24 protein-coding genes are annotated in these 25,674 nt (G+C 65.4%); 8 read left to right on the top strand and 16 right to left on the bottom strand.

Going from position 1 to position 25,674, the window contains the following annotated elements; genetic code table 11:
• Positions 1-189: 189 nt before the first annotated feature.
• From ACQ4WP_RS23925 to ACQ4WP_RS23910, 4 genes are all read right to left on the bottom strand, one after another.
• Positions 190-606, bottom strand: coding sequence for a hypothetical protein (locus ACQ4WP_RS23925; protein WP_436525001.1), 417 nt, complete (start codon positions 604-606; stop codon positions 190-192).
• A 281-nt stretch (positions 607-887) separates the two neighbouring features.
• Entirely contained in the window at positions 888-1,793 is a 906-nt protein-coding gene (rsgA, locus tag ACQ4WP_RS23920) for a ribosome small subunit-dependent GTPase A (RefSeq protein WP_436524999.1), read from the bottom strand.
• Positions 1,790-2,155, bottom strand: a complete 366-nt coding sequence (locus ACQ4WP_RS23915) for a 4a-hydroxytetrahydrobiopterin dehydratase (RefSeq protein ID WP_353658328.1) — start codon at positions 2,153-2,155, stop codon at positions 1,790-1,792. The genes rsgA and ACQ4WP_RS23915 overlap by 4 nt, the downstream gene beginning before the upstream one ends.
• On the bottom strand, positions 2,152-3,432 hold the full coding sequence (locus ACQ4WP_RS23910) for a M48 family metallopeptidase (RefSeq protein ID WP_436524997.1): 1,281 nt from the start codon (positions 3,430-3,432) through the stop codon (positions 2,152-2,154). The genes ACQ4WP_RS23915 and ACQ4WP_RS23910 overlap by 4 nt, the downstream gene beginning before the upstream one ends.
• Before the next feature lie 134 nt (positions 3,433-3,566).
• Here ACQ4WP_RS23910 and orn point away from each other — a divergent pair, with 134 nt between their 5' ends.
• On the top strand, positions 3,567-4,097 hold the full coding sequence (gene orn, locus ACQ4WP_RS23905) for an oligoribonuclease (RefSeq protein WP_034759356.1): 531 nt from the start codon (positions 3,567-3,569) through the stop codon (positions 4,095-4,097).
• Between the two features lie 139 nt (positions 4,098-4,236).
• Here orn and ACQ4WP_RS23900 read toward each other — a convergent pair whose 3' ends face one another.
• Together ACQ4WP_RS23900 and gcvA are read right to left on the bottom strand one after the other, a co-directional pair.
• On the bottom strand, positions 4,237-4,578 hold the full coding sequence (locus ACQ4WP_RS23900) for a hypothetical protein (protein ID WP_436524995.1): 342 nt from the start codon (positions 4,576-4,578) through the stop codon (positions 4,237-4,239).
• Positions 4,575-5,519: a transcriptional regulator GcvA gene (gene gcvA, locus ACQ4WP_RS23895; RefSeq protein ID WP_436524993.1), complete on the bottom strand. Its 945-nt coding sequence runs from the start codon at positions 5,517-5,519 to the stop codon at positions 4,575-4,577. Before gcvA ends, ACQ4WP_RS23900 begins: the two co-directional genes overlap by 4 nt.
• A 231-nt stretch (positions 5,520-5,750) precedes the next feature.
• Here gcvA and ACQ4WP_RS23890 point away from each other — a divergent pair, with 231 nt between their 5' ends.
• The 5 genes from ACQ4WP_RS23890 to ACQ4WP_RS23870 all read left to right on the top strand — a co-directional run bounded on the left by ACQ4WP_RS23890 (position 5,751) and on the right by ACQ4WP_RS23870 (position 10,711).
• Positions 5,751-6,650 carry a DMT family transporter gene (locus ACQ4WP_RS23890; protein WP_436524991.1) on the top strand — a complete coding sequence of 300 codons (900 nt, stop codon included), beginning with the start codon at positions 5,751-5,753 and terminating at the stop codon, positions 6,648-6,650.
• 206 nt (positions 6,651-6,856) lie between these two features.
• Entirely contained in the window at positions 6,857-7,951 is a 1,095-nt protein-coding gene (locus tag ACQ4WP_RS23885) for a hemin-degrading factor (RefSeq protein ID WP_436524989.1), read from the top strand.
• Positions 7,939-8,865 (top strand): heme/hemin ABC transporter substrate-binding protein, encoded by a 927-nt coding sequence (locus ACQ4WP_RS23880; protein ID WP_436524987.1) that lies wholly within the window; start codon positions 7,939-7,941, stop codon positions 8,863-8,865. The genes ACQ4WP_RS23885 and ACQ4WP_RS23880 overlap by 13 nt, the downstream gene beginning before the upstream one ends.
• Positions 8,862-9,914: a FecCD family ABC transporter permease gene (locus ACQ4WP_RS23875; RefSeq protein ID WP_436524985.1), complete on the top strand. Its 1,053-nt coding sequence runs from the start codon at positions 8,862-8,864 to the stop codon at positions 9,912-9,914. The genes ACQ4WP_RS23880 and ACQ4WP_RS23875 overlap by 4 nt, the downstream gene beginning before the upstream one ends.
• 8 nt (positions 9,915-9,922) lie before the next feature.
• Entirely contained in the window at positions 9,923-10,711 is a 789-nt protein-coding gene (locus tag ACQ4WP_RS23870; protein ID WP_436524983.1) for an ATP-binding cassette domain-containing protein, read from the top strand.
• 17 nt (positions 10,712-10,728) lie between these two features.
• On the opposite strand, the gene ACQ4WP_RS23865 is transcribed toward ACQ4WP_RS23870, so the two are convergent.
• From ACQ4WP_RS23865 to ACQ4WP_RS23825, 9 genes are all read right to left on the bottom strand, one after another.
• On the bottom strand, positions 10,729-11,163 hold the full coding sequence (locus ACQ4WP_RS23865) for a hypothetical protein (RefSeq protein ID WP_436524981.1): 435 nt from the start codon (positions 11,161-11,163) through the stop codon (positions 10,729-10,731).
• Entirely contained in the window at positions 11,160-12,599 is a 1,440-nt protein-coding gene (locus ACQ4WP_RS23860; protein ID WP_436524979.1) for an efflux transporter outer membrane subunit, read from the bottom strand. Before ACQ4WP_RS23860 ends, ACQ4WP_RS23865 begins: the two co-directional genes overlap by 4 nt.
• On the bottom strand, positions 12,596-13,678 hold the full coding sequence (locus ACQ4WP_RS23855) for an HlyD family secretion protein (protein WP_436524977.1): 1,083 nt from the start codon (positions 13,676-13,678) through the stop codon (positions 12,596-12,598). Before ACQ4WP_RS23855 ends, ACQ4WP_RS23860 begins: the two co-directional genes overlap by 4 nt.
• Before the next feature lie 28 nt (positions 13,679-13,706).
• Positions 13,707-15,269 carry an MFS transporter gene (locus ACQ4WP_RS23850; protein WP_436524975.1) on the bottom strand — a complete coding sequence of 521 codons (1,563 nt, stop codon included), beginning with the start codon at positions 15,267-15,269 and terminating at the stop codon, positions 13,707-13,709.
• Positions 15,270-15,386: 117 nt separating this feature from the next.
• Positions 15,387-16,304, bottom strand: coding sequence for a LysR family transcriptional regulator (locus ACQ4WP_RS23845; protein ID WP_436524973.1), 918 nt, complete (start codon positions 16,302-16,304; stop codon positions 15,387-15,389).
• 28 nt (positions 16,305-16,332) lie between these two features.
• Complete coding sequence (locus ACQ4WP_RS23840) at positions 16,333-18,750, bottom strand: TonB-dependent siderophore receptor (RefSeq protein WP_436524971.1); 2,418 nt, start codon at positions 18,748-18,750, stop codon at positions 16,333-16,335.
• A gap of 81 nt (positions 18,751-18,831) precedes the next feature.
• The gene (locus ACQ4WP_RS23835) at positions 18,832-19,836 is read right to left on the bottom strand and encodes a FecR domain-containing protein (RefSeq protein WP_436524969.1); all 1,005 of its coding nucleotides are present in this window, start codon (positions 19,834-19,836) and stop codon (positions 18,832-18,834) included.
• Between the two features lies 1 nt (position 19,837).
• Positions 19,838-20,404: a sigma-70 family RNA polymerase sigma factor gene (locus ACQ4WP_RS23830; protein ID WP_436524967.1), complete on the bottom strand. Its 567-nt coding sequence runs from the start codon at positions 20,402-20,404 to the stop codon at positions 19,838-19,840.
• A 143-nt stretch (positions 20,405-20,547) separates the two neighbouring features.
• The gene (locus ACQ4WP_RS23825; protein ID WP_071078834.1) at positions 20,548-21,246 is read right to left on the bottom strand and encodes a UPF0149 family protein; all 699 of its coding nucleotides are present in this window, start codon (positions 21,244-21,246) and stop codon (positions 20,548-20,550) included.
• A 103-nt stretch (positions 21,247-21,349) separates the two neighbouring features.
• Between ACQ4WP_RS23825 and ACQ4WP_RS23820 the strand changes: the two genes are divergently transcribed.
• Both ACQ4WP_RS23820 and ACQ4WP_RS23815 read left to right on the top strand, forming a co-directional pair.
• On the top strand, positions 21,350-22,363 hold the full coding sequence (locus ACQ4WP_RS23820) for a serine/threonine protein kinase (RefSeq protein WP_436524964.1): 1,014 nt from the start codon (positions 21,350-21,352) through the stop codon (positions 22,361-22,363).
• Between the two features lie 124 nt (positions 22,364-22,487).
• Positions 22,488-24,929, top strand: coding sequence for a coiled-coil domain-containing protein (locus ACQ4WP_RS23815; protein WP_436524962.1), 2,442 nt, complete (start codon positions 22,488-22,490; stop codon positions 24,927-24,929).
• 291 nt (positions 24,930-25,220) lie between these two features.
• Here ACQ4WP_RS23815 and ACQ4WP_RS23810 read toward each other — a convergent pair whose 3' ends face one another.
• On the bottom strand, positions 25,221-25,595 hold the full coding sequence (locus ACQ4WP_RS23810; protein WP_070224711.1) for a DUF8785 domain-containing protein: 375 nt from the start codon (positions 25,593-25,595) through the stop codon (positions 25,221-25,223).
• Positions 25,596-25,674: the final 79 nt, after the last annotated feature.

Here is a 25,674-nt window from a genome sequence, read left to right as displayed (position 1 = left end):
CAGTGACACCTTATTGGATCGCATTGTAAGCTGCATTCGGATGTAGTTGTTTGGGCGAATCGAGAGTATTTTCTGTGCGCGCCATGTCAGTGCGCGCGAAGCAGGCGGGGTGTGCACCAGCCCTGCCGGCTGGTGCACATCCCGTCGACAGCGTGGACGACCTGCCGGCCGTTTGCCGTGCCGCTTGCTTTAGCGGCCGGCGAGGTGCACGGTGCTGGCGGTTTCGCCCGCCTTGACGATGGCCCCCGGAATATTGCTCAGTCCGGTAATGGCGATGACGTCGCCATCGTTGCGAAATTCCAGGCGGCTGCCGCTGGCCGTTTCAAAGACGCCCGGTGCGCGGCCGAACAGTTCTACTTCGGGCTGCCCCTTGATGTGCGTGAAATAGCGGTTGACTTGCTGGCGCAGCAGCAGGGTATCGCCCGTGTCGAGCTGGTAGCTGTTGCCGTACTGGCTGACTTCCTGCGGTGCCAGCTTATAGACCTTGCCGGAGACCTGGACCTTGTCCTGTTCGCCGATTTCCAGCGCGCTGGCGCTGAGGCAAGACAGGCCCAGGATGAGGGCGGCGCTACCGAGGGCGAGGGTACGCGAGAACGATGCTTTCATGATTTCACCTTGTGATCAAAATACTGGTTGGAGTTAGACCAATGTTGTCTCCAGCAGGTTCGCTGGCGGGGACAATGCCAAGGTAGCAAGTGGACCGGCGCCATGCCAGCGCGAAGCGATGAAATGCCGGAATCCGGCGCTGAAACGCAAAATCGGACGATGGAGGGTTTTGGAATGAATATTGGAAAGCGGGCTGTACGGCAGAATTTAATTCTGTATGTTTTGATATTATAGTGTTTTTGTAGGTATTGCGCCCGCTGCGATAGCGGGCGCCGCAAAGCTTAATACAAGGTCTGCGCCGATTCGTGCAGCAGCTGGCCATACAGGGTATGGCGCATCCTGGCAATTTTGCCTTCAGACAAGGCTTGCAGGATGGCGCACTGCGGCTCGATCAGGTGGCGGCAGTTGTAGAACTTGCAGCCGCCCAGGTAGGGCTGGAATTCGCGGAAGGCGCGCTCCAGCATGCCCTCGGACAGGTGATACAGGCCGAACTCCTGGAAGCCGGGCGAATCGATGATGGAACTGTTCGCGCCCAGTTCGTCGAGCTTGTACAGGCGCGTAAAGGTCGTCGTGTGCTTGCCCGTGTCGAGCGCGGCCGAGATTTCGCGCACGGCGATGTCCGCGTCCGGCACCAGCAGGTTGATCAGGGACGACTTGCCCATGCCCGACTGGCCGATCAGGATCGACGACTGGCCCGCCAGCAGCGGCGCCAGGGTGGCCACTGCGTGCTCGGGTTCGGCGCGCGCCGACACTTCATCGACGGGATAGCCCATCGAGGAGTAGGGCAGCAGGCGTTCGCGGGCTCTGTCCAGCGAAGCGGTCACGTCCGTTTTATTCAGGATGATGCGCGCCTCGATGCCGGCCGCGTCGGCCGCCACCAGCGAGCGCGAGATCAGGTCGTCGGCAAAGCCCGGTTCCGTCGCCACGACGATGAACAGCTGCGTCAGATTGGCTGCCAGCAGCTTCGATTTATACTGATCCGAGCGGTACAGCAGGGTCTTGCGTTCCTCGATGCGGTCGATGACGGCCTGGTCGTTCGAGGTGCGCGTCAGGTGCACGATGTCGCCCACGGCCACATTGGTTTTCTTGCCGCGCGTCACGCATTGCAGCTTGGCGCCCTCCACGTCGGCCAGGTAGTGGCGGCCGTGGGCGGCGATGATGACGCCCGTCAACTTGCCTTCGCTCATGGGGCCACCTGGCTGCTCTGGTAGATGAGGTCTGCCTTGGCGGCGCAGATGAAGTCGTTTTCGGACAGGCCGCCGGCGCCCTGGTTGACCGAGTGCGTGTCGTAGCGCACGGCGCAGGTTTTGTAAGTAATGATGAGCTCCGGATGGTGGTCTTGCGTATGGGTCATATAGGCCAGGGCGTTCACGAACGCCAGGGTCTGGTAGTAATTCTTGAAGCCGAAGTCGCGGCACAGCTTGCCATTTTGCAGCGTCCACTGGGGCAGCAGGGCGTGCAGGGTGGCGATGTCCGTGTCGCCCAGCGCCTGCTGGCGCGGTGCGCAGGACAGTTGGGCCAGGTCTTGCGAGGTCGATGGCGTATTCATGTGGCAGCCCCTTTCAGGTGGCGGATGCGCACGCTGGCCGGTGGGTGCGAGTCGTAGAAGGCCGAGTGCAGCGGGTCGGGCGTCAGGGTCGACGCATTGTCTTCATACATTTTGACGAGCGCCGAGACCAGGTCGTCCGCCTGCGTGTGCGTGGCGGCAAAGGCATCGGCCTCGAATTCGTGCTTGCGTGAGCTGAGCGAGGTCAACGGTCCCAGCAGGAAAGTGAAGACGGGCAAGGCCAGCATGAACAGCAGCAGCGCCAGCGCATCCGTCGGCTGGCCCGTCAGCGCCAGGGCGACAGGATCGACGCCCAGGCCCGCGTAAAACCACGGCTGCGTCTTCAGGAAGCCCAGCAGCGCCAAAAAGCCCAGCGAGATGACGAACATCATGGCGATGCGCTTGACGATGTGCTTGAGCTTGAAGTGGCCCAGTTCATGCGCCAGCACGGCTTCGATTTCCTGTGGTGCCAGGCGCGATAGCAGGGTGTCGAAGAAGACGATGCGCTTGTTGGCGCCAAAACCCGAGAAATACGCATTGCCGTGGGCGCTGCGCTTCGAGCCATCCATGACGAACAAGCCTTTCGAGGCGAAACCGACGCGCTGCATCAAGCCTTCGATGCGGCTTTTCAAGGATTCGTCGGCCAGCGGCGTGAATTTGTTGAACAGCGGGGCGATGACGGTCGGGAATAGCACCATCATCAGCAACTGGAAGCCGCTCCAGACGAACCACGCGTACAGCCACCACAGGTCGCCCGACTTGGCCATCAGGGTCAGCACGACCCAGATCAGCGGCAAGCCGATGACGGCGCCCAGGCCCACGCCTTTGAGCATGTCCGTGAAGAACAGCTTGCGCGCCATGGTGTTGAAGCCGAAGCGCTGCTCCAGCACGAACTGGCGGTAATAGTCGAAGGGCAGGTCGATCAGGCCGGAAATGGCGGCAAAGGCGGCGATCAGGCCGATCTGATACAGCATGGGCGAGCCCGGCCCCATCCATTCATGCAAGTACAGCGCCAGCCATTGCAAGCCGCCCAGCAAAGTAAAACCGATCAGCACGGCATAGTTGATCAGCAGGGTCAGCAAGCCGAACTTGGTCTTGGCCACCGTGTAGTTGGCCGCCTTCTGGTGCGCGGCCAGCGGAATCTTTTCCGCGAATTCGGGCGGGACAACGGCGCGGTGCGCCAGCACGTGACGAATCTGCCGCGACGCGAGCCAGAAGCGCACGGCCAGGGTCAAAACGAGGACGGATACAAACAAAATCGAAAACGCGAGTGAATACATTCTGTGCCTGTGAGAAAATGGCTGATTATTTAGTTTGATTAGGCCAAGAGAGAATTATGTCACAAGCGACCGACTTAACTGCACCCACCTCTACATCCACCCCCGCACCCTTTGTTCTCGCACGTCCAAATGAGATGAACCTGGTCTGGGTCGACATGGAAATGACGGGCCTGGAGCCCGATACCGACCGCATCATCGAGGTGGCGGTGGTGGTGACGGACATGCACTTGAACCTGCTGGCCGAAGGCCCCGTGTTCGTGATTCATCAGTCGGATGAAACCCTGAACAAGATGGATGCCTGGAACAAGGGCACGCACGGCCGCTCCGGCCTGATCGACAAGGTGAAAGCGTCGACCGTGACGGAGGCGCAGGCGGAAGCGGAACTGATCGCGTTCCTGAAGAAATACGTGCCAGCAGGCAAGTCGCCCATGTGCGGCAACACCATTGGCCAGGACCGCCGCTTCATGGTGCGCGGCATGCCGAAGCTGGAAGCGTTCTTCCACTATCGCAATGTTGACGTGTCGACATTGAAAGAGCTGTGCAAGCGCTGGAAGCCGGAAATCGCCACCGGTTTCAAGAAACACCAGAAGCACACGGCCCTGGCCGATATCCTGGAATCGATCGAAGAGCTGAAGTACTACCGCGAGCACTTCATTAAATTGTAAGTTGAAAACGTTTCACAAAACCTACTGCGCGTCGGTATAGGCGGCCTGCGATGCTCACCGTACTAGAAGTACGGTTGCGCTTCTTAGCCACCTCTCCCTTCCGCTCGCTACGGTTTTGTGAGGCGTCGCAAAGGTCCCGTTACAGTCGTACCAGGAAATCGAGGGCGGACCATGCACCATCCTCGCCTTTCCACTCCAGCGCAAACGGTCCCGTTTGCCGCAAGTCCGTGATCCACACTGTTTCGTCAGGCTGGCGGAAATATTCCGCGCACTGGCCGAACGACTGTTCCAGCCGGTACAGCACCAATCCCTCGCCCGCCACGGCGCACCATTGTTGATTGATATCGATCAAGGCCACGGCCGGGTCGCCATAGAATTCGCCCAGCTCTTGCCGCCATCCATCGGCCGCTGTCACGCTGGCCTGCTCATATGCATGCTGGACAATGTATTCGGCGCTGCGCGCCAGTTCCCTGCTCGTCATGCGGTCTCCACGCTGGGCCAGACGGTTTCCTGGTCTGCGCGCGCCTCGGCGATCAGCCATTCGCAGAATGCATGCACGAGGGGCCGCGTTTCCGCCTGGGGTGAGCGCAGCAAGTAATAGCAGTGGGGGCCGCGCACCGCGTGTTCGAATACGCGCACCAGGCGGCCCGAGCGCAGATCGTCGCCGATCAGGGGGCTGGCGGCGATGGCCACGCCCTGGCCGCTGGCGGCCGCGTCCAGGCATAAATACGTGTGCGAAAAGCGCGCGCCGCTGTTGCCGCTATTGCCGCTGTAATGCACGCCACAGCTGTGCAGCCAGCGCGTCCAGTCGATTTCGCCTGGCAGGTGCACTTCCGGCTCGTCATGCAGCAGCGGATAGCGCAGCAAGTCGGAGGGCTGGCGCAGGCTGGCCGCGTTGTCGCGAAAGCCGGGGCTGCAGACGGTGGAAAACCATTCTTCCATGAGCAAATCCACTTTGAGGCCCGGATAGCGGCCCGGTCCCAGGCGGATGGCCACGTCCACGCCATCGCGCGCCAGGTCGACCGGGTGCATCGAGGCCAGTACGCGCAATTCGATCTGCGGATAGCGGTCGCGCAGGCGTCCCAGGCGCGGCATCAGCCAGCGCGAGACGAGCGAACTGGTGGCCGTCACCGTCACCACCTTGTCGTCGCCCTGGCGCCGCGCCTGCTCGGACACCTCGGCCAGCTGGTTGAGAATGGGCCCCAGCGAGGCCGCATAGCGCTGGCCGGCGCTGGTGAGCACCACGCCGCGCGGCAGGCGCTGGAACAGCACCACGCCCAGCCACGCTTCCAGCTGTTTCACGTGGTGGCCGATGGCGCCGGCCGAGACGTGCAATTCTTCGCCCGCGCGCTGGAAACCTTCATGGCGCGCGGCCGCCTCGAAGGCGTGCAGGGCGGCTAGTGGGGGCAAGGGACGTGACATGGCACTCTTCAAGAGAATTGAGCCTCAGTATTATTTGGCCTATCCGTGAAGAATATTGGTTTGTTTCATTTTGCGCAAGCGAATATGATGCCGTCACTGCGTGAAGTGACCCGCAATAGGATTCACGCATGAATCATCCCCAGCCCTGCTTGGCATTTATATTTACAACGCCTGGGAAAACCGTCGCGATGCGCCGCAGGTTTGCCCAGGTGTACTCAAAGAGGTTTAGTCATGTCTGATCGCCGCGCTGTTGCGCTGGTGTTGCTGTCGGCCGCCGGTTTCGGCAGTTCCGCAGTGTTTGCCAAGGCGGCGTATGCGTCCGGGGTCAACCCGTCGACCATGCTGGCCTTGCGTTTCGTCATCGCCGCCATGCTGCTGCTGCCGCTCGTGTGGCTGGGCGGCTGGCGCTTGCCGCGCGGCCGCCTGCTGGCCGGCTACATGCTGATGGGCTTGATGTACACGGCCCAGTCGCAAGGCTATTTCAATGCCCTCATGTATGCCAGCAGCGGCCTGTGCGGCATGCTGCTGTATGTGTATCCCGTGCTGGTCACCATCCTCGCACTGGCGCTGGGCTGGGAAAAGCTGGACCGGTGCATGCTGGTGCTGATGGCGCTGGCGATTGCCGGCATGGCCATCACCCTGGGCGGCAAACTGCAGGGCCAGCCCATCGGTATCGCGCTGGCATTGATGGCCGCCGGCGTGTACGCCGTGTACATCCTGTTTGGCAACAGCCTGTCGAAAAGCCGCGAGAATATTCACCCATTGGCCGCCTGCATTGTGATTCTGGGCACGGCCGGCTTGTCGAACAGCGCGATTGCCTTGTGGCAAGGCGTGTCCTTGCCGGGCACGGCGACGGGCTGGTTGGCTGTCAGCGCCATTGCCCTGTTCTCGACGGCCATCGCGATTGCCGCCTTCTTTGCCGGCGTGGCGCAAATCGGCGCGGCCAAGGCGTCCATCATTTCCACGTTTGAACCTGTCATCACGATGGCGTTCGGCGTGACCTTGCTGAAGGAATCCGTCAGCGGCACGCAATTGCTGGGCGGCGCCATGGTGCTGGCCGCCGTGGTCTTGCTGGCGCAGCGGCCCGCACCCAAGGCGGCAGCCATGCCGGCCGTGCAGGTGAGCGCCTGAACTTCTTTTCCTGAACTGATCGGCAATACCGATCGGTCTCCTTTGCGCCGCGACGGGTTTCCTGTCGCGGCGCTTTTTTTTTGCGCGTAATTATTTTCACATAAATAAGCCTTGATTGCGAATGATTCTCATTTATAATTGACTTCAAGATTCCCCCACCACCAGCCAGCCCATGCCAGCCAGTGTTCGCCTTGAAAGGAGACACCGTGTCGAGCACGTTCCCCATTTGCAATACCGAGCTGGTCGCCAGTGAATTTGCCCGCCTGCGCCGCGAGAAGAAAGCCCGTCACCGCGACATCGCCGAGGAACTGGGCATTGCCGAAGGCGAGCTGATTGCCGCGCATGCCGGCTTGTCGCTGGCCAATGGCGCCTTGCTGGGCGCCGAGCGCCTGCAGGCCGACTGGCCCGCCATCATCGCCGCGCTGGAACCGCTGGGCGAAGTCATGGCGCTGACGCGCAACGCCTCGTGCGTGCATGAAAAGACGGGCGTCTATCGAAAAGCCAGCCACAACAATCATGTGGGCCTGGTGCTCGGTGGCGACATCGACTTGCGCGTGTTTTACCGCCAGTGGGCGCATGGCTTTGCCGTGCGCGAGATGGGTGAGAAGGAAGTGCAGCGCAGCCTGCAATTTTTCGATGCGGCCGGCCATGCCGTGCACAAGATTTTCCTCAAGCCGCAAAGCGACCTGGCGGCCTACGACGCGCTGGTGACGCATTTTGCCGACGCGAACCAGGCGGCCGGCATCGCCGTGACGGCGCCGGCGGCGCCGCCGGTCGAACTGCCCGACGCGCAGATCGACGTGGCCGGTTTTCGCGCCGCCTGGGCCGACTTGCGCGACACGCATGAATTTTTCACCGTGCTGAAAAAATATTCGGTCTCGCGCCTGCAAGGCCTGCGCCTGGCCGAGGCCCGCTTCGTGCAGGAGCTCGACAAATCCTGCGTGCTCGACCTGCTCAATAGCGCCGCCCTTGAAAAAGTGTCCATCATGGCCTTCGTCGGCAATGCCGGCATGATCCAGATTCATTCTGGCCCTGTGCACAAGATCGCCGTGATGGGGCCATGGATCAATGTCCTCGACACGCGCTTCAACCTGCATTTGCGCGAAGACCATATCGCCAGCGCCTGGGTGGTCAGAAAGCCCACCGTCGATGGCCTGGTGACGTCCGTGGAACTGTTCGATGCCAAGGGCGACACCATCGTCATGTTCTTCGGCGAGCGCAAGCCGGGCGTGCATGAGCTGTGCGAATGGCGCCACATCGTCGAGCGCGTCGTGCAGGAGGGCGAACTATGCGCCGCATGATCGCAGCCAGCGTGGCGCGCCGCATCGCGCTGAAAAAAATGGGGGCTGGCGCGCTGGCGCTGGCCGCGCCAATGCAGGTGCTGGCGGCCGTCAGCGAGGCGGGCAAGCCGCTGGTCAAGGCGCGGCGCATCGTCAGCGTGGGTGGCGCTCTGACGGAAATCGTCTATGCGCTGGAGGCGCAGGGTGAACTGGTGGGCGTCGATACCACCTCGCTGTATCCGATCGTGGCGCAACAGCTGCCGCAGGTGGGCTATGCGCGCACCTTGTCGGCCGAGGGCGTGCTGTCGCTGGCCCCCACGCAGCTGATCGCCACCGAGGAAGCGGGGCCGCAAGCGGTGTTGCGCCAGGTGCGCGACGCGGGCGTGCCGGTGGCGGTGCTGAACGCGAACAACAAATTCGAAGGCTTGCTCGAACGCGTGAAACAGGTGGGCCAGATCACGGGCCGGCCCGATCCGGCTGCGCGTCTGGCTCACGCTTTGCAACAGCAGTGGGACGGCGCCCTGGCCAGGGTGCGCCAGCGTAGCCACGCGCCCGTGCGCGTGCTGTTCATCCTCGCGCATGCGCCGAACCAGGTGATGGTGGGCGGGCGCGAGACGGGTGCCGACGCCATGCTCGCGTATGCGGGCGCCGTCAATGTGATGGGCGGGCAGGGTGGATTTGCCGGCTACAAGCCGCTCACGCCGGAAGCCGTGATCGCCGCGCGGCCCGACATCGTGCTCGTCACGGACCAGGGGCTGAAGGCCTCGGGCGGCGTGGACGGCATATTGAAACTGCCAGGGCTGGCGCAGACGCCAGCCGGGCGCAAGCACCGCATCGTCTCGCAGGAAGCCATGCTGCTGCTGGGCTTTGGCCCGCGCATGCCGCAGGCGCTGGCCGAACTCGACGCCGCGTTCGCCAAAGCCATGACCGCATGAACGTCGCCTCGCTGGTGTTCGTCGCTCCCTGGCGCTGGCCACGCTGGGGTGCCGGCGGGTTGCTGGCCGCCGCACTGGCTTGCAGCTTGCTCGCCGCCGTGCAAGCGGGCGCCGTGCCGGTGACCCTGGCCGACTGGCTGGCGCCCTGGCAAGCGGGCGACGAGGCGCTGTCCGGCGGCGCGTACGTGCTGTGGCATATCCGTTTGCCGCGCGCCCTGTTCGCCGTCCTGATCGGCGCCGCGCTGGCACTGGCCGGCGGCCTGACGCAGGGACTGTTTCGCAATCCGCTGGCCGACCCGGGGCTGCTGGGCGTGAGCAGCGGCGCCGCCTGCGCGGGGGCGGCCACCATCGTCTTCGCGGCCAGCCTGCACGTGGCGGCCGAGCTGCGCGTATGGCTATTGCCGGTCGCCGCGTTTGCCGGCGCCATGCTCATTTGCGTGCTGCTCGACCGCGTTGCCCGCTGGGCCACGCCGGGTTCCATCGTCGGCCTGCTGTTGACGGGCGTGGCGCTGAACGCCATCACGGTGGCCGTCATGGGCTTGTGCATCTACCTGGCCAGCGACGACCAGTTGCGCACCCTGACTTTCTGGACCCTCGGTTCGCTGTCGGCAGGCAGCTGGCGCCAGGTGGCGGCTTTGCTGCTGGTGCTGGCCGGCGCGCTGTGGGCCATGCGTTTCCTGATGCGCTCATTGAACGCGCTGGCGCTGGGCGAGGCGCAAGCGCTGCACGTGGGCATCGACGTGGGCCGTTTGCGCACGCAGGTGATCGTGCTGGTGGCCGTGCTGACAGGATTCGCTGTCGCCTGGTGCGGCGGCATCGGTTTCATCGGCCTGATCGCGCCGCACCTGGTGCGCACCTGGCTGGGTGCGGATCAGCGCAAGGTACTGCCCCTGGCGATGCTGATGGGCGGCTTGCTGCTGCTGTTGGCCGACACCCTGGCGCGCACCGTCGCCATCCCCGCGGAAGTCCCCGTCGGTATCTTCACGGCCTTGCTGGGCGGGCCATTTTTTCTGATGCTGTTGCGGCGTTTCCGCCACGCCACCGCCTAGAGATGAACATGACACCCTTGCTGGAACTCTCCTTCGCCACCACCAAGTTGGGCCAGCAGTATTTCGGCCCCTTCAATGTGCAGGTGCATCCCGGCGAGCGCATCGCCATCCTCGGCCCCAGCGGCGCGGGCAAGTCGACCCTGCTCAAACTGATGGCGCGCGAGCTGCATCCGCAGGCAGGCAAGGTGGTATTTTCCGGCCGGCCGCTGGCGCAGTGGCCGCTGGCCGAACTGGCGCGGCGCCGCGCCGTCCTGCCGCAAGGTTCGAACGTGGCCTTCGGACTGCAGTGCGCGCTGGTGATCGGCCTGGGACGGGTGGCGCGCCTGGTCGACCCGCAGCTGGAGCAGATCGTGCAGGATGCGGCCGCCCTGGCGCACGCCGCGCATTTGCTGGGCCGCCGCCTGGACACCCTGTCCGGCGGCGAACAGGCCAGGGTGCAGCTGGCGCGCATCTTCGCGCAGATGTGGGATGTGCAGGATGGCTTGATACTGGTCGACGAGCCGCTGGCGGCGCTCGATCCCGGCCTGCAATTCGATCTGCTCGATAGCCTGCAGCAGTTTTGCGCCGCGCGCGGCCATGCCGTCGTCGCCATCCTGCACGACATCAACCACGCCTTGCTGGGTTTCGAGCGGCTGCTGCTGGTGCGTTCAGGCCAGCTGGTCGCCGATATCGCCAGCGATGTCGGCGCCGTACCCGCCCTGGCCGCGCTGTACGGCATCGCCCTGACGACGGCGAGCAACAGCGATGGCGACGTCTGCGTCATCCCTGCCAGAAGCACGGTACGCAGGGCAGCCTGACTCACTTATTCACTCGCTCACCACACGTCCGCCGCGCGCGGCCGCGCCATCTGGCCGCTACCCAGCAGCCACACCATCAGGGCCTCGGCCTGTTCGCGCGTGGCGGCCACTTCCTGCACGATGCCGAAGGCTTTCATGGCGCCGGCCGCCATCGCCTGCAGGCGCGCGCGCTGTTCCGCATCCGCCTCGACCGACACCAGGCCCCGGCATATGGCGGCCAGCGCCACCTTGTTGTGCTTGAGCCACAGGCCGCGCCGCTTGCGGTCGATGTGTGCTTCATCGCTGCGTTCCTCTTCGAACAGCATGACGAACGGTACACCATGGCGCAGCAGGGCGTCCATGTCGTTTTCCCACAGCGGGGCATAACCGTTGACGGCCGTTTCAGGGCGAAAGCGCACGATGGGAAAGTCGCTGACGTCGTGGATGGAAAAGTGTGCGGGATTCGGTTTCATGGCGTGTTTCCTTGCGAGGTGGTTGAAAATGCTTGCCAGCCGCCGCCCAGCGCCTTGTAGACCTGGACCAGCGACAGCGAAGCGGTGGCGCGGCTGTCGACCAGCGCCGCTTCGTTGTTCAAGAGCGTGTTTTGCACATGCAGCACGTTGATCAGGTCCGTGCCGCCCTGGCGGTATTGCAGCTCCACGCTGCCCAGCGCCCGCCGTCCCTGTTTGACGGCTTCATCGAGGCTGGCCTGGCGGCGGGCGTTGGCCTGGTAGCCCGAGAGCGCATCTTCCACCTCATGCCAGGCGGCCAGCACGGTCTGTCGGTAGACGATGGCCGCTTCCTGCTGCTGCGCTTCGCGCAATTGCAGATTGCCGCGCAGGCGGCCGCCATCGAACAGGGGCACGCTGAAGCCGGGGCCGAAGGCAAAGCGCTTGGCGTCCCAGCCGATGTCGGACAGCTGCATCGCTTGCAGGCCGACGCTGCCCGAGAGGGTGATGCGTGGATAAAAATCGCCTTGCGCCACGCCGACGCTGGCCGTGGCCGCGTGCAGCTGCGCTTCGGCGCGGCGGATGTCGGGGCGCCGTTCGGCCAGGCTGCTCGGCACGCCCAGCTGCACCTGCATGGCCACGGCCGGAATGTCCTTGCCCGCCGCCAGTTCCGCCTGCAAGGACTGCGGCGGCAGCGCCAGCAAGAGGGCGAGGGCATTGCCCAGGCGCGCTTCGCGCTGCTGCAGCGGCGGCAGGCGCGCTTCGATGGTGGCCACGTGGGCCGCCGCCTCGGCCTCGTCGAGTTGCGTCGCCACGCCTTCCTGCAGGCGAATGCGGGTCAAGTCCAGGGTATGGCGGGCGGTCGCCAGCAACTGTTCTGTGATGGACAGGGTTTGCTGTGCGCCGCGCAGCTCGATGTAGTCGCGCGCCGTTTCGGCCAGCACGGCCAGCAGCACGCCGCGCTGCGTTTCCAGGGCCACCTCGACCCTGGCGTCGGCCGCTTCCACTTCGCGCCGCACGCGGCCCCACAAGTCCAGCTCCCAGGCCGCATCGAGATTGCTTTGCCACAGGCTGTAGGCGGATTGGCCGTTGTTGCGCGACGGGTCGCTCAAGCCTTGTTCGCTGTTGCGCGCGCGGCCATAGCTGCCATTCGCGCCCAGGGACTGGCCTTGCGCGGCGCCGGCCACGCCGCGCGCGGCGCGGCTTTGTTGCAGCCGGCTGGCCGCTGCCAGCACGTCGAGGTTGGCGTCGGCGGCGCGCTGCAGCAAGGACGACAGGGTCGTGTCGCCGAAGCTGTCCCACCAGCGCTGCTCGAGGGCGCCACCCTGCTGTGCGGCGAAACGGGCATCCTCCGCCTGGCGCCATTGCTGTCCCAGATCGTTGTGCGGGCGCTGGAAGTCAGTGCCGACGCTGCCGCAGCCGGCCAGGCCCAGGGCTGTGATGAAGATCAGTGCTTTCATCGCGCGCTCACCTGTTTGATATCTTGACGGCGCATGGCCGTATCGATGCGCACTTCGGCCGACATGCCCACGCGCAGGCGGGTGCCCCGGTCCCGGTCGCCATCCTGGCCCGGATCGAGCGCGATCCTGACGGGGATGCGCTGCACCACCTTGGTGAAGTTGCCGGTGGCGTTTTCCGGCGCGATGGCGGCAAACGTCACGCCCGTGGCGGGCGCGATGCTGTGCACCGTGCCGTGCAGGAGCACGCCCGGATAGGCGTCGACGGCGATGCTGGCGCGCTGGCCCTGGCGCACGTGGGTCAGCTGGGTTTCCTGCAGGTTGGCGACGACGAAGCTGCGATTCAGGGGCACTACCGCCATCAGGCTGGCGCCGGGAGCCACCAGGGCGCCAACGCGCACGGCGCGGCGTCCCACGATGCCGTCGATGGGGGCGCGCAGCTGCGTATGCGACAAATCAAGTTCTGCCCGTTGCAGGCTGGCGCGGGCGCGCAGCAAGGCCGCTTCGGCCGCGCCTTGCTGCGCTTGCAAAATTTCCGTCTGCTTGCGGGTGGAGACCAGGGCGGCGCGGTTTTGCGCCAGGCGCGCGCGACTCACGTCGAAGCGCGATTGCGCCTGCTGCGCGTTTTGCACGCTGCCCGCGCCCTGGCCTGCCAGGTGCTGCGAACGGGCCAGCTCCTGCTGCGCCAGTTTGTCTTCCGCCTGGTTGGCGTCGACCAGGGTGGTGGCTTGCTCGATTACCGATTGCTGGCGCTGCAAGGTGGCGCGGGCATTCGCCAACTGCGCTTCGGCGCCGGCTACCTCGGCGCGGGCCGAGGCGGCGGCGGCCTGGTAGTCGCGGTCGTCGATGCGTACCAGCAGCTGACCCGCCGTCACGCCCTGGTTGTCTTCCACCAGCACCTGTTGCACGATGCCGCCCACCTTGGGCGACAGCACGGTGTAATCGGCGCTGACGAAGGCGTCGTCGGTGGTTTGTTCGTCGCCGGGGGCAAACAGCAGCCGCCAGGCGCAAAAGGCGAGGGCGCAGGCCAGCAGGGCCAGGCCGAGGATAAAAGCGCGCGAGCGCAGGATGGGGACATTCATGATGAGGCTCTTTCGTAAAAATGAAAACTCAAGCGGCGCGCGGCGGATAGACGCGCGTCGGCAGGATGGGGATGATCAACATCATGGCCAGCGCGATGGCGGCCACGATGAGGTACAGGTCGGACGAGGTCAGGGTGACGACTTGCGCATGCATGCGCGCACTCAGGCCAGAACCCAGGCCCGCTACGTCCATGGCGCCAGGCAGGTTGCCCAGGCGCTCGCTGAGCACCGTCGAATGAAAATGGTTGCGGCGCGTGATCAGCGCATCGAGCACGCCGGTGGCGACGACGGCCGACATGCCCTTGATGGTGTTGAACCAGGCCGAGGCGAACGGGCCATCCTGCGGCGCCAGGCCCGTGGTGGCCAGCAGCAGCAAGGGAATCACGGCCATCGGCTGGGCGAAGATCTGCACCGCTTGCAGCAGGTAGAAATGCGTGCGGATCCAGTCCGGCGACATGCGCGCGCCCAGCACGCAGGACAGGGCCAGCAGGGCCAGGCCGATGGCCAGCACCCAGCGGCAGTCGACAGCGCGGATATTGCACAGGGCGGCCACCAGCGGCAGGGCGATCAACTGCGGCAGCGCCACCATCAGCATCATGGGCGCCGTTTGCAGCGGGCGATAGGCGTGCACCTGCGCCAGGTAGGACGAGGGAATCAGGATCACGGCCAGCAGCACGAACAGCACGCCGCCCAGAGTCAGCAGGGCGTGGCTGAGGTTGCGCCGCGACAGCAGCTGCAGCTTGAAAAACGGCAGCGGATGCGACCACTCGTTGATGAAGAACAGCACCAGCAGCAGGAGGCCGCCGCCCAGCAGCACGCAGATCAGCGGCGAGGCGAACCACGCCAGGCGCTCGCCCTGCAGCATGCCGATCACCAGCATGCTGATGGCGGGCAGGCCAAGCAGCAGGCCGCGCCAGTCGAACTGGCGCAAGCGCTCCAGGCGCAGCGGGTCTTGCGGCAAGCCCCAGGACACCATCAGCAGGGCGACGATGCTGCCCGGGACGACTTGCCAGAACGCCCATTGCCAGCCCAGGTACTCGGTCCAGAAGGCGGCCAGCGGCGTGCCCAGACTGGGGCCGAAGGTGGCGCTCAGCGCATAGCCGCCCAGGCCATACAGCTTGATATTCGGCGGCAGGAAGCGCAGCGCCACTGTCATCAGCATGGGTGGCAGGGCGCCGCCGGCCGCGCCCTGCACCACGCGCAGGAATATCAGTACGGAGAGATTCGGCGCGAACGGGCATAGCAGGCCGGCGGCCATGCAGACGATGATGGCGGTGGCCGTCAGGCGGCGCAGCGAGAAGGTGACGGAGCACCACGGCGCAAACGCCATGGCCGACACCGAGGCGGCCGCATACAGGGCGACGAGCCAGCTGGCGTCGTCGCGCGCGATACCCATGGCGCCGCGGATGTCGGCCAGCGCGACCTTGGTGATGTTTTCATTCAGGCCGGACACCAGCACGGCCAGCAGCACGCCGGCCAGGCCCGTGGCCAGGCGCGGGCCGAAGACGGCGGGTGCAGGTGGCGTGGCCGGTGGTGGGGAAGGGGACAGCACCGTCGTCGGGACGGCGCCGGGTAGCAGTACAGCAGGCACAGGGAACTCCGTGGATGAGAATCAGTCCACGCAGTATAGGTAGCGCTAAATAGTATGAAAATTGATCATTGATGAAGTCTGAGTTGCGTCTGGCGCAATGATGATTAGGCTCAGACCCTATGCGCCCGGCGCGTTGCTGCACAGCTCCTTGATCATGCGGCGCAGCCAGCGGTGCGCATGGTCGTGGTCGAGGCGCGGGTGCCAGGCCTGGAACACGTCGACATTGTCGACGGGAATGGGCAGCTGGAATTGACGCAGGCTCAAGCCCAGGCGCTCGACGATGGGCAGCAGGGGCGTGGGCATCAGGGGCAGTAGCAGGCGCGAATCGGCCACGGCGAAAATGGCCGACTGAAAATTGGGCGTGATCAGCGACACCCTGCGCGTGTAGCCCCGCTCGGCCAGGGCGGTATCGAAGGGACCGCGCGCCAGGCCGCGCCGCGAGACGCTGATATGTTCGTATTCGGTAAAGCTGTCGAGGTTGAGGGGGCTGACGAAGATCGGATGGTCGCTGCGGGCGATGCCGACAAAGCCGCTGGAAAACAGCTGCTGCAGCTTGATGTCCGGCGCAAAGGCGCGCCGCGCGCTGATGTACAGGTCGATGCGGCCCGCCTGCAGGGCGTCGTTTTCCGTGGCGCCATCGCCTTCGGGCACGAAGCGCAGCACCGTGTGCGGCGCATGGCTGGCCAGCAGGTCGCGCAACTTGCCGCCGTAGGCGCCGACAAACACGTCGTTGGCGCACAGGCTGAAGGTGCGTTCCAGCGTGCGCAGGTCGATTTCACGGCCGGAAGTGAAGACGGCATGCGCTTGCTCCACCACGCCGCGCACCTGCTCGCGCAATTCCAGCGCGCGCGGGGTGGGCGCCAGGCCGCGCCCGGAGCGCACGAAAACGGGGTCGCCGATGGCGTCGCGGATGCGCGCCAGGGTGCGGCTCATGGCCGGCGCGCTCAGGTTCATGCGCCGCGCGGCGGCCACGGCGCTGCCTTCCTCGAGCAGGATATCGAGGGCAACGAGCAGGTTCAGGTCGGGGAGTTTCATGCGGCAATTATAGCGCCCTGCCGCCGCTTCAGAAATCCACCTGGGCCGAGAAACGCACGCTGCGCGGGCTGCCCACGTTCAGCCAGCCGCCGCCCACGCCCGCGGCCGAGGCCCAATAGCGGCGGTCGAACACATTGTCCAGGTTAGCCCGCAGTACCACCGGACGCAGGTCCTGCAGCCGCAGCGTGTAGCGCGCGCCCAGGTCGAGGATGGTCCAGGCGGGGATCTGCTGCAGGTTGCCCGAGCCGGCATACTGCGAGCCGGCATGCGTGATCCTGCCCGTCACAGTCAGGCCGGGCGCGAATGGCACATCCCATTCCGAGCCGAGATTGATATTCAGCCTGGAGATGCCGGGCGCCTTGTCGCCATCAAACTTGCCTTGCGGGGTGGCCGTCAGCACGGCGTCGAGCAGCATGGCGCCGGCCATCACGCGCCAGCCCTTGACGGGTTCGCCGACTATGGATGCTTCCAGTCCCCGGTTGCGCTGTTCGCCAAACAGGCCGTAGACCATGCTGGCGGTGTCGAGCTGGCCATTGGGCTGCTTGACCTGGAAGACGCTGACGGTGGTCAGGTAGTCGCCCGTATCGATCTTCACGCCCGCCTCGTACTGGCGGCTTTTAAAGGGAGAGAAAATTTCGCCGGCGTTCCTGGCCATGTCGGGCGCCACTGGGCCCTTGTTCAGCGCCTGCATGCTGTTGGCGTACAGCGACACGTTGGCGACGGGCTTGAAGACGATGCCCACGCCCGGCGTCAGCGCGCTCTTGTCGTATGCCGTTTTCACGCCGTTGCGGTAGCTGGCCACGTCGACGCGCTGGTGGCGCGCGCCGCCCATCAGCTGCAAACGGCCGTCCAGCATGGTGATGGTGTCGGCGATGGCAAAGCTGGTCAGAGTGCTCTGCGACGTCAGCGGCAGTGCGCCCAGGCGGCTGACAAATACCGGTTCATCGACGAACACGGGCGCATACAGATTGGAGTTGAGTTCGCCGTTGTATTCGCGCGCGCTGTAGATTTTCTGCCACGTGCCGCTGGCTCCTGCATGCAGTTCATGCGTCATGGCGCCCGTCCTGAAGACGCCGCGCAAGCCCGCCTCACCCGAACGCGACTTGGTCAGCGAGGGGCGCGATGAAAAGTATTCGGTAAAGTCGCCCGCGCTGTTGCCGATGATGGGTTCGGGCGACAACTTGTCCTGCTGCGCGTGCTGGGCGCCCAGCGCGGCGTAGGCCGTCAGGCCGGGCGCGAGATCGTATTCGATCCTCGCCATGCCGAATTCGGTGGTTGATTTGGCGTAGTTCCATTGTTGCGTGGTGTTGCGCGCGGGTGGCTTGGGGATGTCGAAGCCGTTCGACTCGAGGAAATACCACCAGCCGCCGCGCCGCATGTCGAGGTGGTCGTAGCCAAGGTCGAGCGAAGCGCGCAGGGCGCCGCCCCGGTAGTCGAGTCCAAGGCTGGCCGTGCCCATGGTCTTGTCGCTGCCCTTCAGCGCCGTTTCGCCGTCGCGGTACACAGCGTTGGCGCGCACGCCGAACTGTTTGTTGACGCCGAAGCGGCGGCCTACGTCCAGGTGGGCGCCGAACTGCGCGCGCGAGTCGTAGCTGCCCGTCAGGCGCGTGAGCGGCTCGTCGCCGGCACGCTTGGGCACCAGGTTGATGATGGCGCCGATGCTGCCGCCGGGCGCGATGCCGGCCAAGAAGGCCGAGGTGCCTTTCAGCACTTCCACCCTTTCGAGTGTTTCCATGGGGATCTTGGTGGCCGGCGCTACGCCGAACAGGCCGCCGTAGCTGATGTCCTCGGCCAGCACGTTGAAGCCGCGCACGTGGGGCTGGTCGATATAACTGTCGCGCGGCCAGCCGCTGGCGATCGACGGGTCGTTGGCCAGCACGTCGGCCAGGCTGCGCGCCTGCTGGTTGCGCAGCAGTTCTTCCGTGTAGCTGGTGGCGGCAAACGGCGTGTCCATCACGTCGCGCGTGCCCAGCACGCCCAGGCTGCTGCCGCGCGCGACCTGCCCGCCCGCATAGGCGCCGGGCAGGGCGTCATCCTGCGCACCGCTGACGGTCACTTCGGGCATGACGGCGTCGCGCGCGTTGCCTGGGCCGGCCGAGGCGGACGCGGACGCGCGCAGCGTATAGCCGCCCACCTCGGTGCGCAGCAGTTCCAGGCCGCTGCCGGACAATGCCAGCCGCAGCGCTTGCGCCGTATCGTAGCGGCCGCGCACGGGGGCGGCGCTGCGGTTGGCCGCCAGGGTGGCGTCCATGGTCAGCACCACGCCGGCCTGGCGCGCGATTTTATTCAGGCTGGCGGCCAGCGCGCCGGCGGGGATATCGTATTCCTGCACGGCCTGGGTGGCGTCACGGTTTTGCGCCAGGGCGGACAGCGGCGCCAGTGCGGCGGCGCCGCTCGCCACGAGGACGGCGGCAAACAGGGGATGGTATGGGAAGGGCAAGGACACGGCGCGACTCCAGAAAAAGGGAAAAAGATGGTGCTTCCCTTCCTTGCCGTGCCAGATCGCAAAAGTGAGAGGGCAGTATGACTATTTGTTTTCATCCCGCAGGCGCACCGTGCTCCACCAGCGGGCCGTGGTCGACACTTCCACCGGCACGGCCGCGCTCAATGCCAGCAGCGCGGCGTCGCTGTCGGCCAGCGGCAGGGCGCCGCTCACGCGCAGGCGAGCCGCCTCGGGCGTCACGTGCAGGTAGCCGTGGTGATAGCGGGCGATTTCGTCCACCACGGCGCCCAGCGGCTGGTTCTCCACCACCAGCATGCCGTCTTTCCAGGCGTCGGCATTGCCGTCGGCCGGGACGGGCAAGCCGATCACGCCGTCATGCAGGCGCACGGTTTCGCCCTGGCGCACGATGCGCTCCTGGGCGCATGGCACTTGCGGCTGCGGCGCGCAGCTGGCCGGGCGGGCGGCGACGGAAAAGCGCGTCACCGTCAGGCGCGTGCCGCCCTCGTCGAGGCGGCGCACGATGAAACTGGTGCCCAGCGCGCGCAGGCTGCCGTCCGGCGTGTGGACGATAAAGGGACGCCCGCCGTTGTTGCCGCTGTGGCTGGTATCGATGGCGATCTCGCCGCTGCGCAGCATCACGCCGCGCTCGCGGCTGTCGAATGCCAGGTCGACTGCGCTGCCGGTATTGAGGTGCAGCACGCTTTGGTCGGGCAGCAGCACGCTCCGGCGTTCACCCGTGCCTGTATGGTAATCGGCCAGCAGGTCCAGTGGCTGCACGTGATGGATGCTGCCCATGCCGGCGGCCAGCATGACGGCCAGCGCTGCGGCAGCGGCCACGCGCGCGGGCTGCGCCAGCCGTCGTTTGCCGCGCTTGAGCAGCAGCTTGCGGGTAGCCGCACCAGCGGCGGGCGCCAGGCGCTGGTCGATTTCGCCCAGTTGCCGCCAGGCGCGCGCGTGGTCCGCCGCCTGCGCCAGCCAGGCCTGCAAACCCTGCCGTTCGGTATCGCTGGCGTTGCCCGAGCCGAGCAGCAACTGCCAGGTGATCGCCTGTTCCAGCACGCGGGCAGGCACGGGAGCATGGTCATGCATGTCAGCCGCCCTCGCCGAATTGCACTTGATAGGCCAGGCGCGCGGCAGTGGCCAGGTATTGCCGCACACGCGGCACGGACACCTTCATTTGCGCCGCGATATCAGCATGGGGCAGGCCGTCGAGGCGGCTCAGCAGCCAGGCCTGACGGGTTTTCGTCGTCATGGCGTCGAGCATGCGGCCCACCGCTTCCAGCATCTGGAGCGCGACCAGTCGTTCTTCTGGCGATGGATGCAGCGCCGGCGGCAAGGCAGCCAGGTCGGCCAGGTAGGCCTGTTCCAGGTCGGCGCGGCGGAAGCTGTCGATCATCAGGCCACGCGCGATGGTGGTCAGGTAGGCGCGCGGCGAGCGCAACGCCAGCGCGCCGGGGTGGCTTGGCGTCGACGTGCCCAGCAGGCGCGCGAACGTATCGTGTGCCAGGTCGGCAGCCTGCGGCTGGTTGTTGAGTTTCTTGCGCAGCCAGCCCAGCAGCCAGCCATGGTGGGCGCCATACAGCGCCTGCACCGGGGTGTCGGTAGTGGGTAGGGGATTGGCCAGCGGCATGGAAGCCTCCAGGAGTTCGGCTGCCATGCAGTCGCAATGCAAATAAGAATTATTCGCAATTATAGGCGAAGTGCCGGGGCGGGCGCAATCAGGAAAAGGGAATGCAAAACGCCGGGACGGTGCCCGGCGTTCAATGCTGACTCGCTGCGTATTACTCGGCTGCTTGCGTATTACTCGGCTGCCGGCTCGGCGCCGCAGCATTTCTTGAACTTCTTGCCGCTGCCGCAAGGGCAGTCGTCGTTGCGGCCCACTTTCGGTTCTTCGCGCTTCATGGTTTGCACGGGAGCCTTGCGGCGTGGTACCCAGAAACGGTGGATGGCCGGCAGGTTTGCTTCCAGTTCCTGCGCCAGCTTGTGCGCCTTGACCGGGTCTTCCACCAGTTTCAGTTCTTCTTCCTTGATTTCGTCGGCGCCCAGCAGGTAGATCGGCTGCATCAGCTCGGCCACTTCGGAATCCCAGATTTCACTCCACGAGCCAGGACGCAGTTCCATGCCGTCCCAGAAGCCCCAGCACCAGGCTTCGGCGTCGATCAGGGTCTGGCCTTCGTAGTCGTGTTCGACGAACAGGGCTTCGAATTCCTTCGGCGCCACTTCAAACGTCACCAGCACTTCGTTCATGAAGCGCATGATCAGGTTGACGATGCGCTCTTCTTCCTTGCTGTTCTTGAATTTCGGTGCATCTTCGGCATCTTCGCCCCAGACGCGCGGCAACCACTCGGCTGGCATGATCGGTTCCGGGCCGATGGCGACGGCCGTCAGATAGCCGTGCAGCATATCCATGGTCATCGCGTCCTCGGAGCAGCGCTCCGACAACAGGAATTGGTCTAGTTCGTCGAATTCTTTTTCTGATAATGGCTGTTCGAGTTGCATGGCTTGCTCTTTGATTGAATGTAAGCCGTCAGTATACGCTTAGCTGGGCTGCGCCGCCGAAGTGTTTGCACCGGCGGCCCGCGCGCGCCTTACAATGTCGCTTATGCACAATGAAAACCAGCCGCACGAGGACGACCGGCCCGTCCATCCCTTTTCCGCCTTGAGCCCCGATTGCGTGCTCGACGCCCTCGACAGCGTGGGCTTGCGCGGCGATGGCCGCCTGCTGGCGCTGAACAGCTACGAAAACCGCGTCTACCAGGTGGGCATCGAAGACAGCGCGCCCCTGGTGGCCAAGTTTTACCGCCCCGAGCGCTGGAGCGATGCCGCCATCCTGGAAGAACACGCGTTCGTGTCCGAGCTGGTCGAGCGCGAAATCCAGGTGGTGCCGGCGCTGGAGATCAATGGCAGCACCTTGCACCAGTACCAGGGCTTCCGCTTTGCCGTCTTCCCCCGCCACGGCGGACGCGCGCCCGAGCTGGACGACCCGGCGACGCTGGAGTGGACAGGGCGCTTCATCGGCCGCATCCACGCCGTCGGCGCGCTGTCCACCTACAAGGAGCGGCCGGCGCTCGATCACCAGACGTTTGGCGTCGAGCCACGCGAATTCTTGCTAGAAGGAAATTTTCTGCCGCCCGAACTGCTGGCAGCCTATTCCAGCGTGGCGCAGCAGGCGCTCGATGGCGTCAAGCGCTGCTATGACCGCGCGGGCGACGTGGCCGTGCTGCGCACGCATGGCGACTGCCATGGCGGCAACGTGCTGTGGACGGATGCCGGCCCACATTTCGTCGATTTCGACGATAGCCGCATGGGCCCGGCCATCCAGGACCTGTGGATGATGCTGTCGGGCGAGCGGGGCGACATGGTGCGCCAGATGAGCGACATCCTGGCCGGTTACGAGGATTTTTGCGATTTCGACCCGCGCCAGCTGTACCTGGTCGAAGCGCTGCGCACCCTGCGCCTCATCCATTACTCTGCCTGGCTGGCGCGCCGCTGGGACGACCCCGCCTTCCCCGTCGCCTTCCCGTGGTTTAACACGCAGCGCTATTGGCAGGACAGGATACTGGAACTCAGGGAGCAAGTTGCCTTGATGGATGAGGCGCCATTGTGGCCTGTTTGACCTGAACCCCCGAAAAGGGCGGTAAAAGGCGCTCTTCTTGCCGCGCTGATTTGTGCATGCCTGTTCGATAATGGTGCTAATAAATTCCTATAGCAATGGAATTCACCCGAATAAGCGAGAAATCATGCAAGCACAGCAAAATCAGCGCCAGGCCGTTTCCCTCACCGTCGCGTATTCCGCCGACGACGAGTTCGACCAGGACAGCATGGTCTCGCTGCATGATTTCAAGGACCTGGAGCGCAAGGCCGAGGCGCCAGCGGCTGCTCCTGCTGCTCCTGCCACCGCGATGCCCGAGCCGCAAGGCGAGCCGGCAGCGGAAGCCGACAGCAAGGCGCCCGCTGCCGAACGCCAGAAAATGGAGTTGAAAGCCATCCACGAAGCGATTGCCCGCGTGGAAGCGGAGGCGAGGGCCACCTGCGCCGCCGAAAGCCGCGCGCTGGCCGAGGCGCGCGTGCGCTCGCTGGCCGAGGACCGCGCCGCCATCGACGCGGCCGCTGCCGCCGCCGCACAGCAGAATGCCCAGGCAGCTGAAGAAGCGATTGCTGCCAACCGCGAACGTCTCGATACCATGCGCGCCGCCGCGCAGGCCAGCGTGGCCCGCCTGGAAGCGGTCAAGCAGGAGACGGCCGAACTGCGTGCCCGCGTGGAGTCCGACAATGCCATCCGCCTGGCCGCCGAACAGCGTTCGCGCGCCGAACAGGAAAGCCGCTTGCGCGCCAGCGAGCAGGTGGCCGTGCAGTCGGAACTGGCTGAACAGGCGGCCCGCGCCGCCGAAGAATTGCAGGTGCAGACGGAACAGGCGCGCCTGCAAGCCGTCGAGCGCGTCGCCGCCGTGCAGGCGGCCAAGGAAGAAATGGTGGGCATCGCCTCCGCCGATGCACGAGTCGCCGTGCTGGCGCGTGAACGCGAGCGCCATGCGCACGGTGCGCGCCAGACGGCGCAGATGCTGGCCGAAGCGGAGAGCGAAGCGCTGGACTTGACGGTGCAGCGCGAGCGCGCCGACCAGATCGCGCTGGAATCGGCCTTCAACCGCGCCGCCGCCGAAGTGCGCGCCCTGGAAGAAGCGCGCGCACTGGCGCATCTGGAGCAGGAACGCGAAGCCATCGCCTTGGCGCAGGCGGAATCGGAACGCCATGCGGCGCAGTCCCTGCGTTTGCGCCTGCAGACGGAAAAGGAATTGCGCGACGCAGCCATCCACCGCGAGCGCCTGGAAATGGTCGCTGTCGCCAGTGCGCAGGCGCGCCGCGATGCCGACGTGCGCATCCTGGCCGCCACCGAAGCGCGCATCGAGGTGGACCGCCAGCTGCGCGCCGTGGCGCTGGCCCGCGTGGCCGCTGAACAGGATGCGGAAATCGCCGGTCACGCCAAGCTGGAAGCGGAAACGGCAGCGCTCGAAGAAACCAAAGCCCGCGAAGTGGCCGAGCAGGCAGCCGCCGTGGCAGCCGCTCGTGAACTGGAAGAGCAGCAGCGCGCCGCCAGCCTGGCGCACGAACGCGCCGATCTGGCGCGCCAGGCGTCGGAACTGGCCGCCAGCCAGAATGACGCCGAGCAGGCCGAGGTCGACGCCGGCACGGCTGCATTGGCTGCGCAGGCGCAAGCGTCGCAACTGGCGCAGGAAAAGGCGCAGCACGCGCAGCGCCTGCTGCAAGCCGAGCAGGAGCGCCTGGCCGCCGAACAAGCCGCCATCGCCGCCTTGAAAGAAAAATTGGAAGCGGAAGCGCTGGCGTTCAACGCGGCGCAGGAACGCATCGCCGCCGAAGACGCGCAAGCCGAACTGCTGCGCGGCCAGCATGCGGCCGAACAGGCCTTGCGGGAAGCGGCGCAAAAAGAAGCCGACGCCATCCGCATCCTGATGGGCCAGGCGCTGGTCGAAGGCGAGCAGAAAGCCGCTGCCGCGCAAGCCGTGCAGGCGCAGGCGCGCCTGGCCGTGGAACTGGGGCAAGTGCATAGCGAGCGCGCCCGCGTGGAAGTAGAAAAAGCCCTGGCAGCCGATGCGCTGCTGGCGTCCGAGCGCGATTTCGTCGCTGCCGAGCGTGAGTCGCTGGCGCTGATCGCGCAAAAACTGGTGCAGCAGCGCCAGACCAGCAGTGCCGAAGAACGCGCCTCGCAAGCCATCGCCGGCCGCCTGGAAGCGGAAAAGCAGGCGACGGCGGCCGCTGAAACGCGCGCCACCCTGGAACAGCAGACGCTCGACGCCATGCGCCAGCGCGAGCAACTGGAACGGGCCGCGCAGCAGGCGGCCAGCGAGAAGCTGGCCTCGCAGCAAGCCTTGCTGGCCAGTGCCCAGGCCCACGCCGCCCTGCAGCGCAAGGCTGCCGACACGACTCGCGCGATGGCGGTCGCCAAGCAGCAGTTGCTGGAACTGGACGCGGCGCGCGCGCAGCAGCAAGAGCGCGAACTGGCCGCCCTGCGCGCCAGCCTGGAGCAGCCGCAAACTGTCTTTTCCAGCTCCTTGACGGCCGCCCGCGCGAAAGCCGAACAAGTCAGCTCGGCCAGCTTGACGCGCGAAGTGATCGAGCGCTTGACGCAGCCTAACGAGGCAGGTGCCGTCTGGCGTTCGCGCTAGGCTCGAACGTATAAAACTTCCTGCCGCACGCCGGTATTCCAGGGTGAACGGACGTGAGGACTCGGAGCCTGGGCGGACAGGGAGAGCGAGGCGGCCCACAGGGCCAGGACGGTGCATGGTAGGCGCATGATGCTTCCAGTGATGGGGGAATCACGCTAACGATCGGCTGGCGGCTGGCGGCTTGTCATGCGATGGCGCAAGAATCTTGCACCTTGACTGCACCTAGGGGGAGGCGCCGGCCCTGGAAGGGCTGGCCGGCGCGATGCTGCTGGAGTTGTTGGACTTGCGGTATTACTGGCTCAAGACGACTTTGTCGGCAAAATATTCCGTCTCGCCGAAGCATTGCGTCGGCACGCCCTTGTGCTGGCTGTAGGTGACGAGGATGCGCTTGCCGGCCGCGGCCGACAGTTGCTTCGCCACTTCTTCATCGCGCACGCTGAACTGGAATTTTTCCGGGATGGTGCCCGGCAGCGCCGTCAGCAGCAATTCACCTTCCCATGTCTTGCAGATCCAGCCCCGTTTGGAGAACTTTTGCAGGTAGCCCGCCCGTTCGCCTTCCGAGTACGAGAAGCTGAGGGCCATCCAGGTGTAGGCGGCCAGCAGCAGGAAGCCGGCCACGAGGAAGATGGCGAAGGCGAAGGTGACTTTTTTGGTCGTAGGGGTCATGTTGACTTTTATCATTAAATTGAAGAAAACCCGGGTCAGACGGGGACGCCGAGTCCCGGCGGGTCTGACCCCAGCCTTC

Source organism: Janthinobacterium lyxosi (assembly GCF_051380665.1).
GTDB lineage: Bacteria > Pseudomonadota > Gammaproteobacteria > Burkholderiales > Burkholderiaceae_D > Janthinobacterium.
The sequence above is the reverse complement of the archived record's forward strand: the minus strand, read 5'-3'. Positions and strand labels throughout refer to the sequence as shown.

Bases quoted from the DNA above. Each gene is read 5' to 3' on its own strand.
- ACQ4WP_RS23830 (WP_436524967.1), bottom strand. From the start codon at position 20,404: ATGGCAGCCGAACTCCTGGAGGCTTCCATGCCGCTGGCCAATCCCCTA.
- ACQ4WP_RS23815 (WP_436524962.1), top strand. From the start codon at position 22,488: ATGCAAGCACAGCAAAATCAGCGCCAGGCCGTTTCCCTCACCGTCGCG.
- ACQ4WP_RS23860 (WP_436524979.1), bottom strand. From the start codon at position 12,599: ATGAAAGCACTGATCTTCATCACAGCCCTGGGCCTGGCCGGCTGCGGC.
- ACQ4WP_RS23870 (WP_436524983.1), top strand. From the start codon at position 9,923: ATGACACCCTTGCTGGAACTCTCCTTCGCCACCACCAAGTTGGGCCAG.
- ACQ4WP_RS23900 (WP_436524995.1), bottom strand. From the start codon at position 4,578: ATGACGAGCAGGGAACTGGCGCGCAGCGCCGAATACATTGTCCAGCAT.
- ACQ4WP_RS23880 (WP_436524987.1), top strand. From the start codon at position 7,939: ATGCGCCGCATGATCGCAGCCAGCGTGGCGCGCCGCATCGCGCTGAAA.
- rsgA (WP_436524999.1), bottom strand. From the start codon at position 1,793: ATGAGCGAAGGCAAGTTGACGGGCGTCATCATCGCCGCCCACGGCCGC.
- ACQ4WP_RS23825 (WP_071078834.1), bottom strand. From the start codon at position 21,246: ATGCAACTCGAACAGCCATTATCAGAAAAAGAATTCGACGAACTAGAC.
- ACQ4WP_RS23875 (WP_436524985.1), top strand. From the start codon at position 8,862: ATGAACGTCGCCTCGCTGGTGTTCGTCGCTCCCTGGCGCTGGCCACGC.
- ACQ4WP_RS23845 (WP_436524973.1), bottom strand. From the start codon at position 16,304: ATGAAACTCCCCGACCTGAACCTGCTCGTTGCCCTCGATATCCTGCTC.
- ACQ4WP_RS23915 (WP_353658328.1), bottom strand. From the start codon at position 2,155: ATGAATACGCCATCGACCTCGCAAGACCTGGCCCAACTGTCCTGCGCA.
- ACQ4WP_RS23865 (WP_436524981.1), bottom strand. From the start codon at position 11,163: ATGAAACCGAATCCCGCACACTTTTCCATCCACGACGTCAGCGACTTT.
- ACQ4WP_RS23910 (WP_436524997.1), bottom strand. From the start codon at position 3,432: ATGTATTCACTCGCGTTTTCGATTTTGTTTGTATCCGTCCTCGTTTTG.
- ACQ4WP_RS23810 (WP_070224711.1), bottom strand. From the start codon at position 25,595: ATGACCCCTACGACCAAAAAAGTCACCTTCGCCTTCGCCATCTTCCTC.
- ACQ4WP_RS23855 (WP_436524977.1), bottom strand. From the start codon at position 13,678: ATGAATGTCCCCATCCTGCGCTCGCGCGCTTTTATCCTCGGCCTGGCC.
- ACQ4WP_RS23820 (WP_436524964.1), top strand. From the start codon at position 21,350: ATGCACAATGAAAACCAGCCGCACGAGGACGACCGGCCCGTCCATCCC.
- gcvA (WP_436524993.1), bottom strand. From the start codon at position 5,519: ATGTCACGTCCCTTGCCCCCACTAGCCGCCCTGCACGCCTTCGAGGCG.
- orn (WP_034759356.1), top strand. From the start codon at position 3,567: ATGAACCTGGTCTGGGTCGACATGGAAATGACGGGCCTGGAGCCCGAT.
- ACQ4WP_RS23925 (WP_436525001.1), bottom strand. From the start codon at position 606: ATGAAAGCATCGTTCTCGCGTACCCTCGCCCTCGGTAGCGCCGCCCTC.
- ACQ4WP_RS23835 (WP_436524969.1), bottom strand. From the start codon at position 19,836: ATGCATGACCATGCTCCCGTGCCTGCCCGCGTGCTGGAACAGGCGATC.
- ACQ4WP_RS23890 (WP_436524991.1), top strand. From the start codon at position 5,751: ATGTCTGATCGCCGCGCTGTTGCGCTGGTGTTGCTGTCGGCCGCCGGT.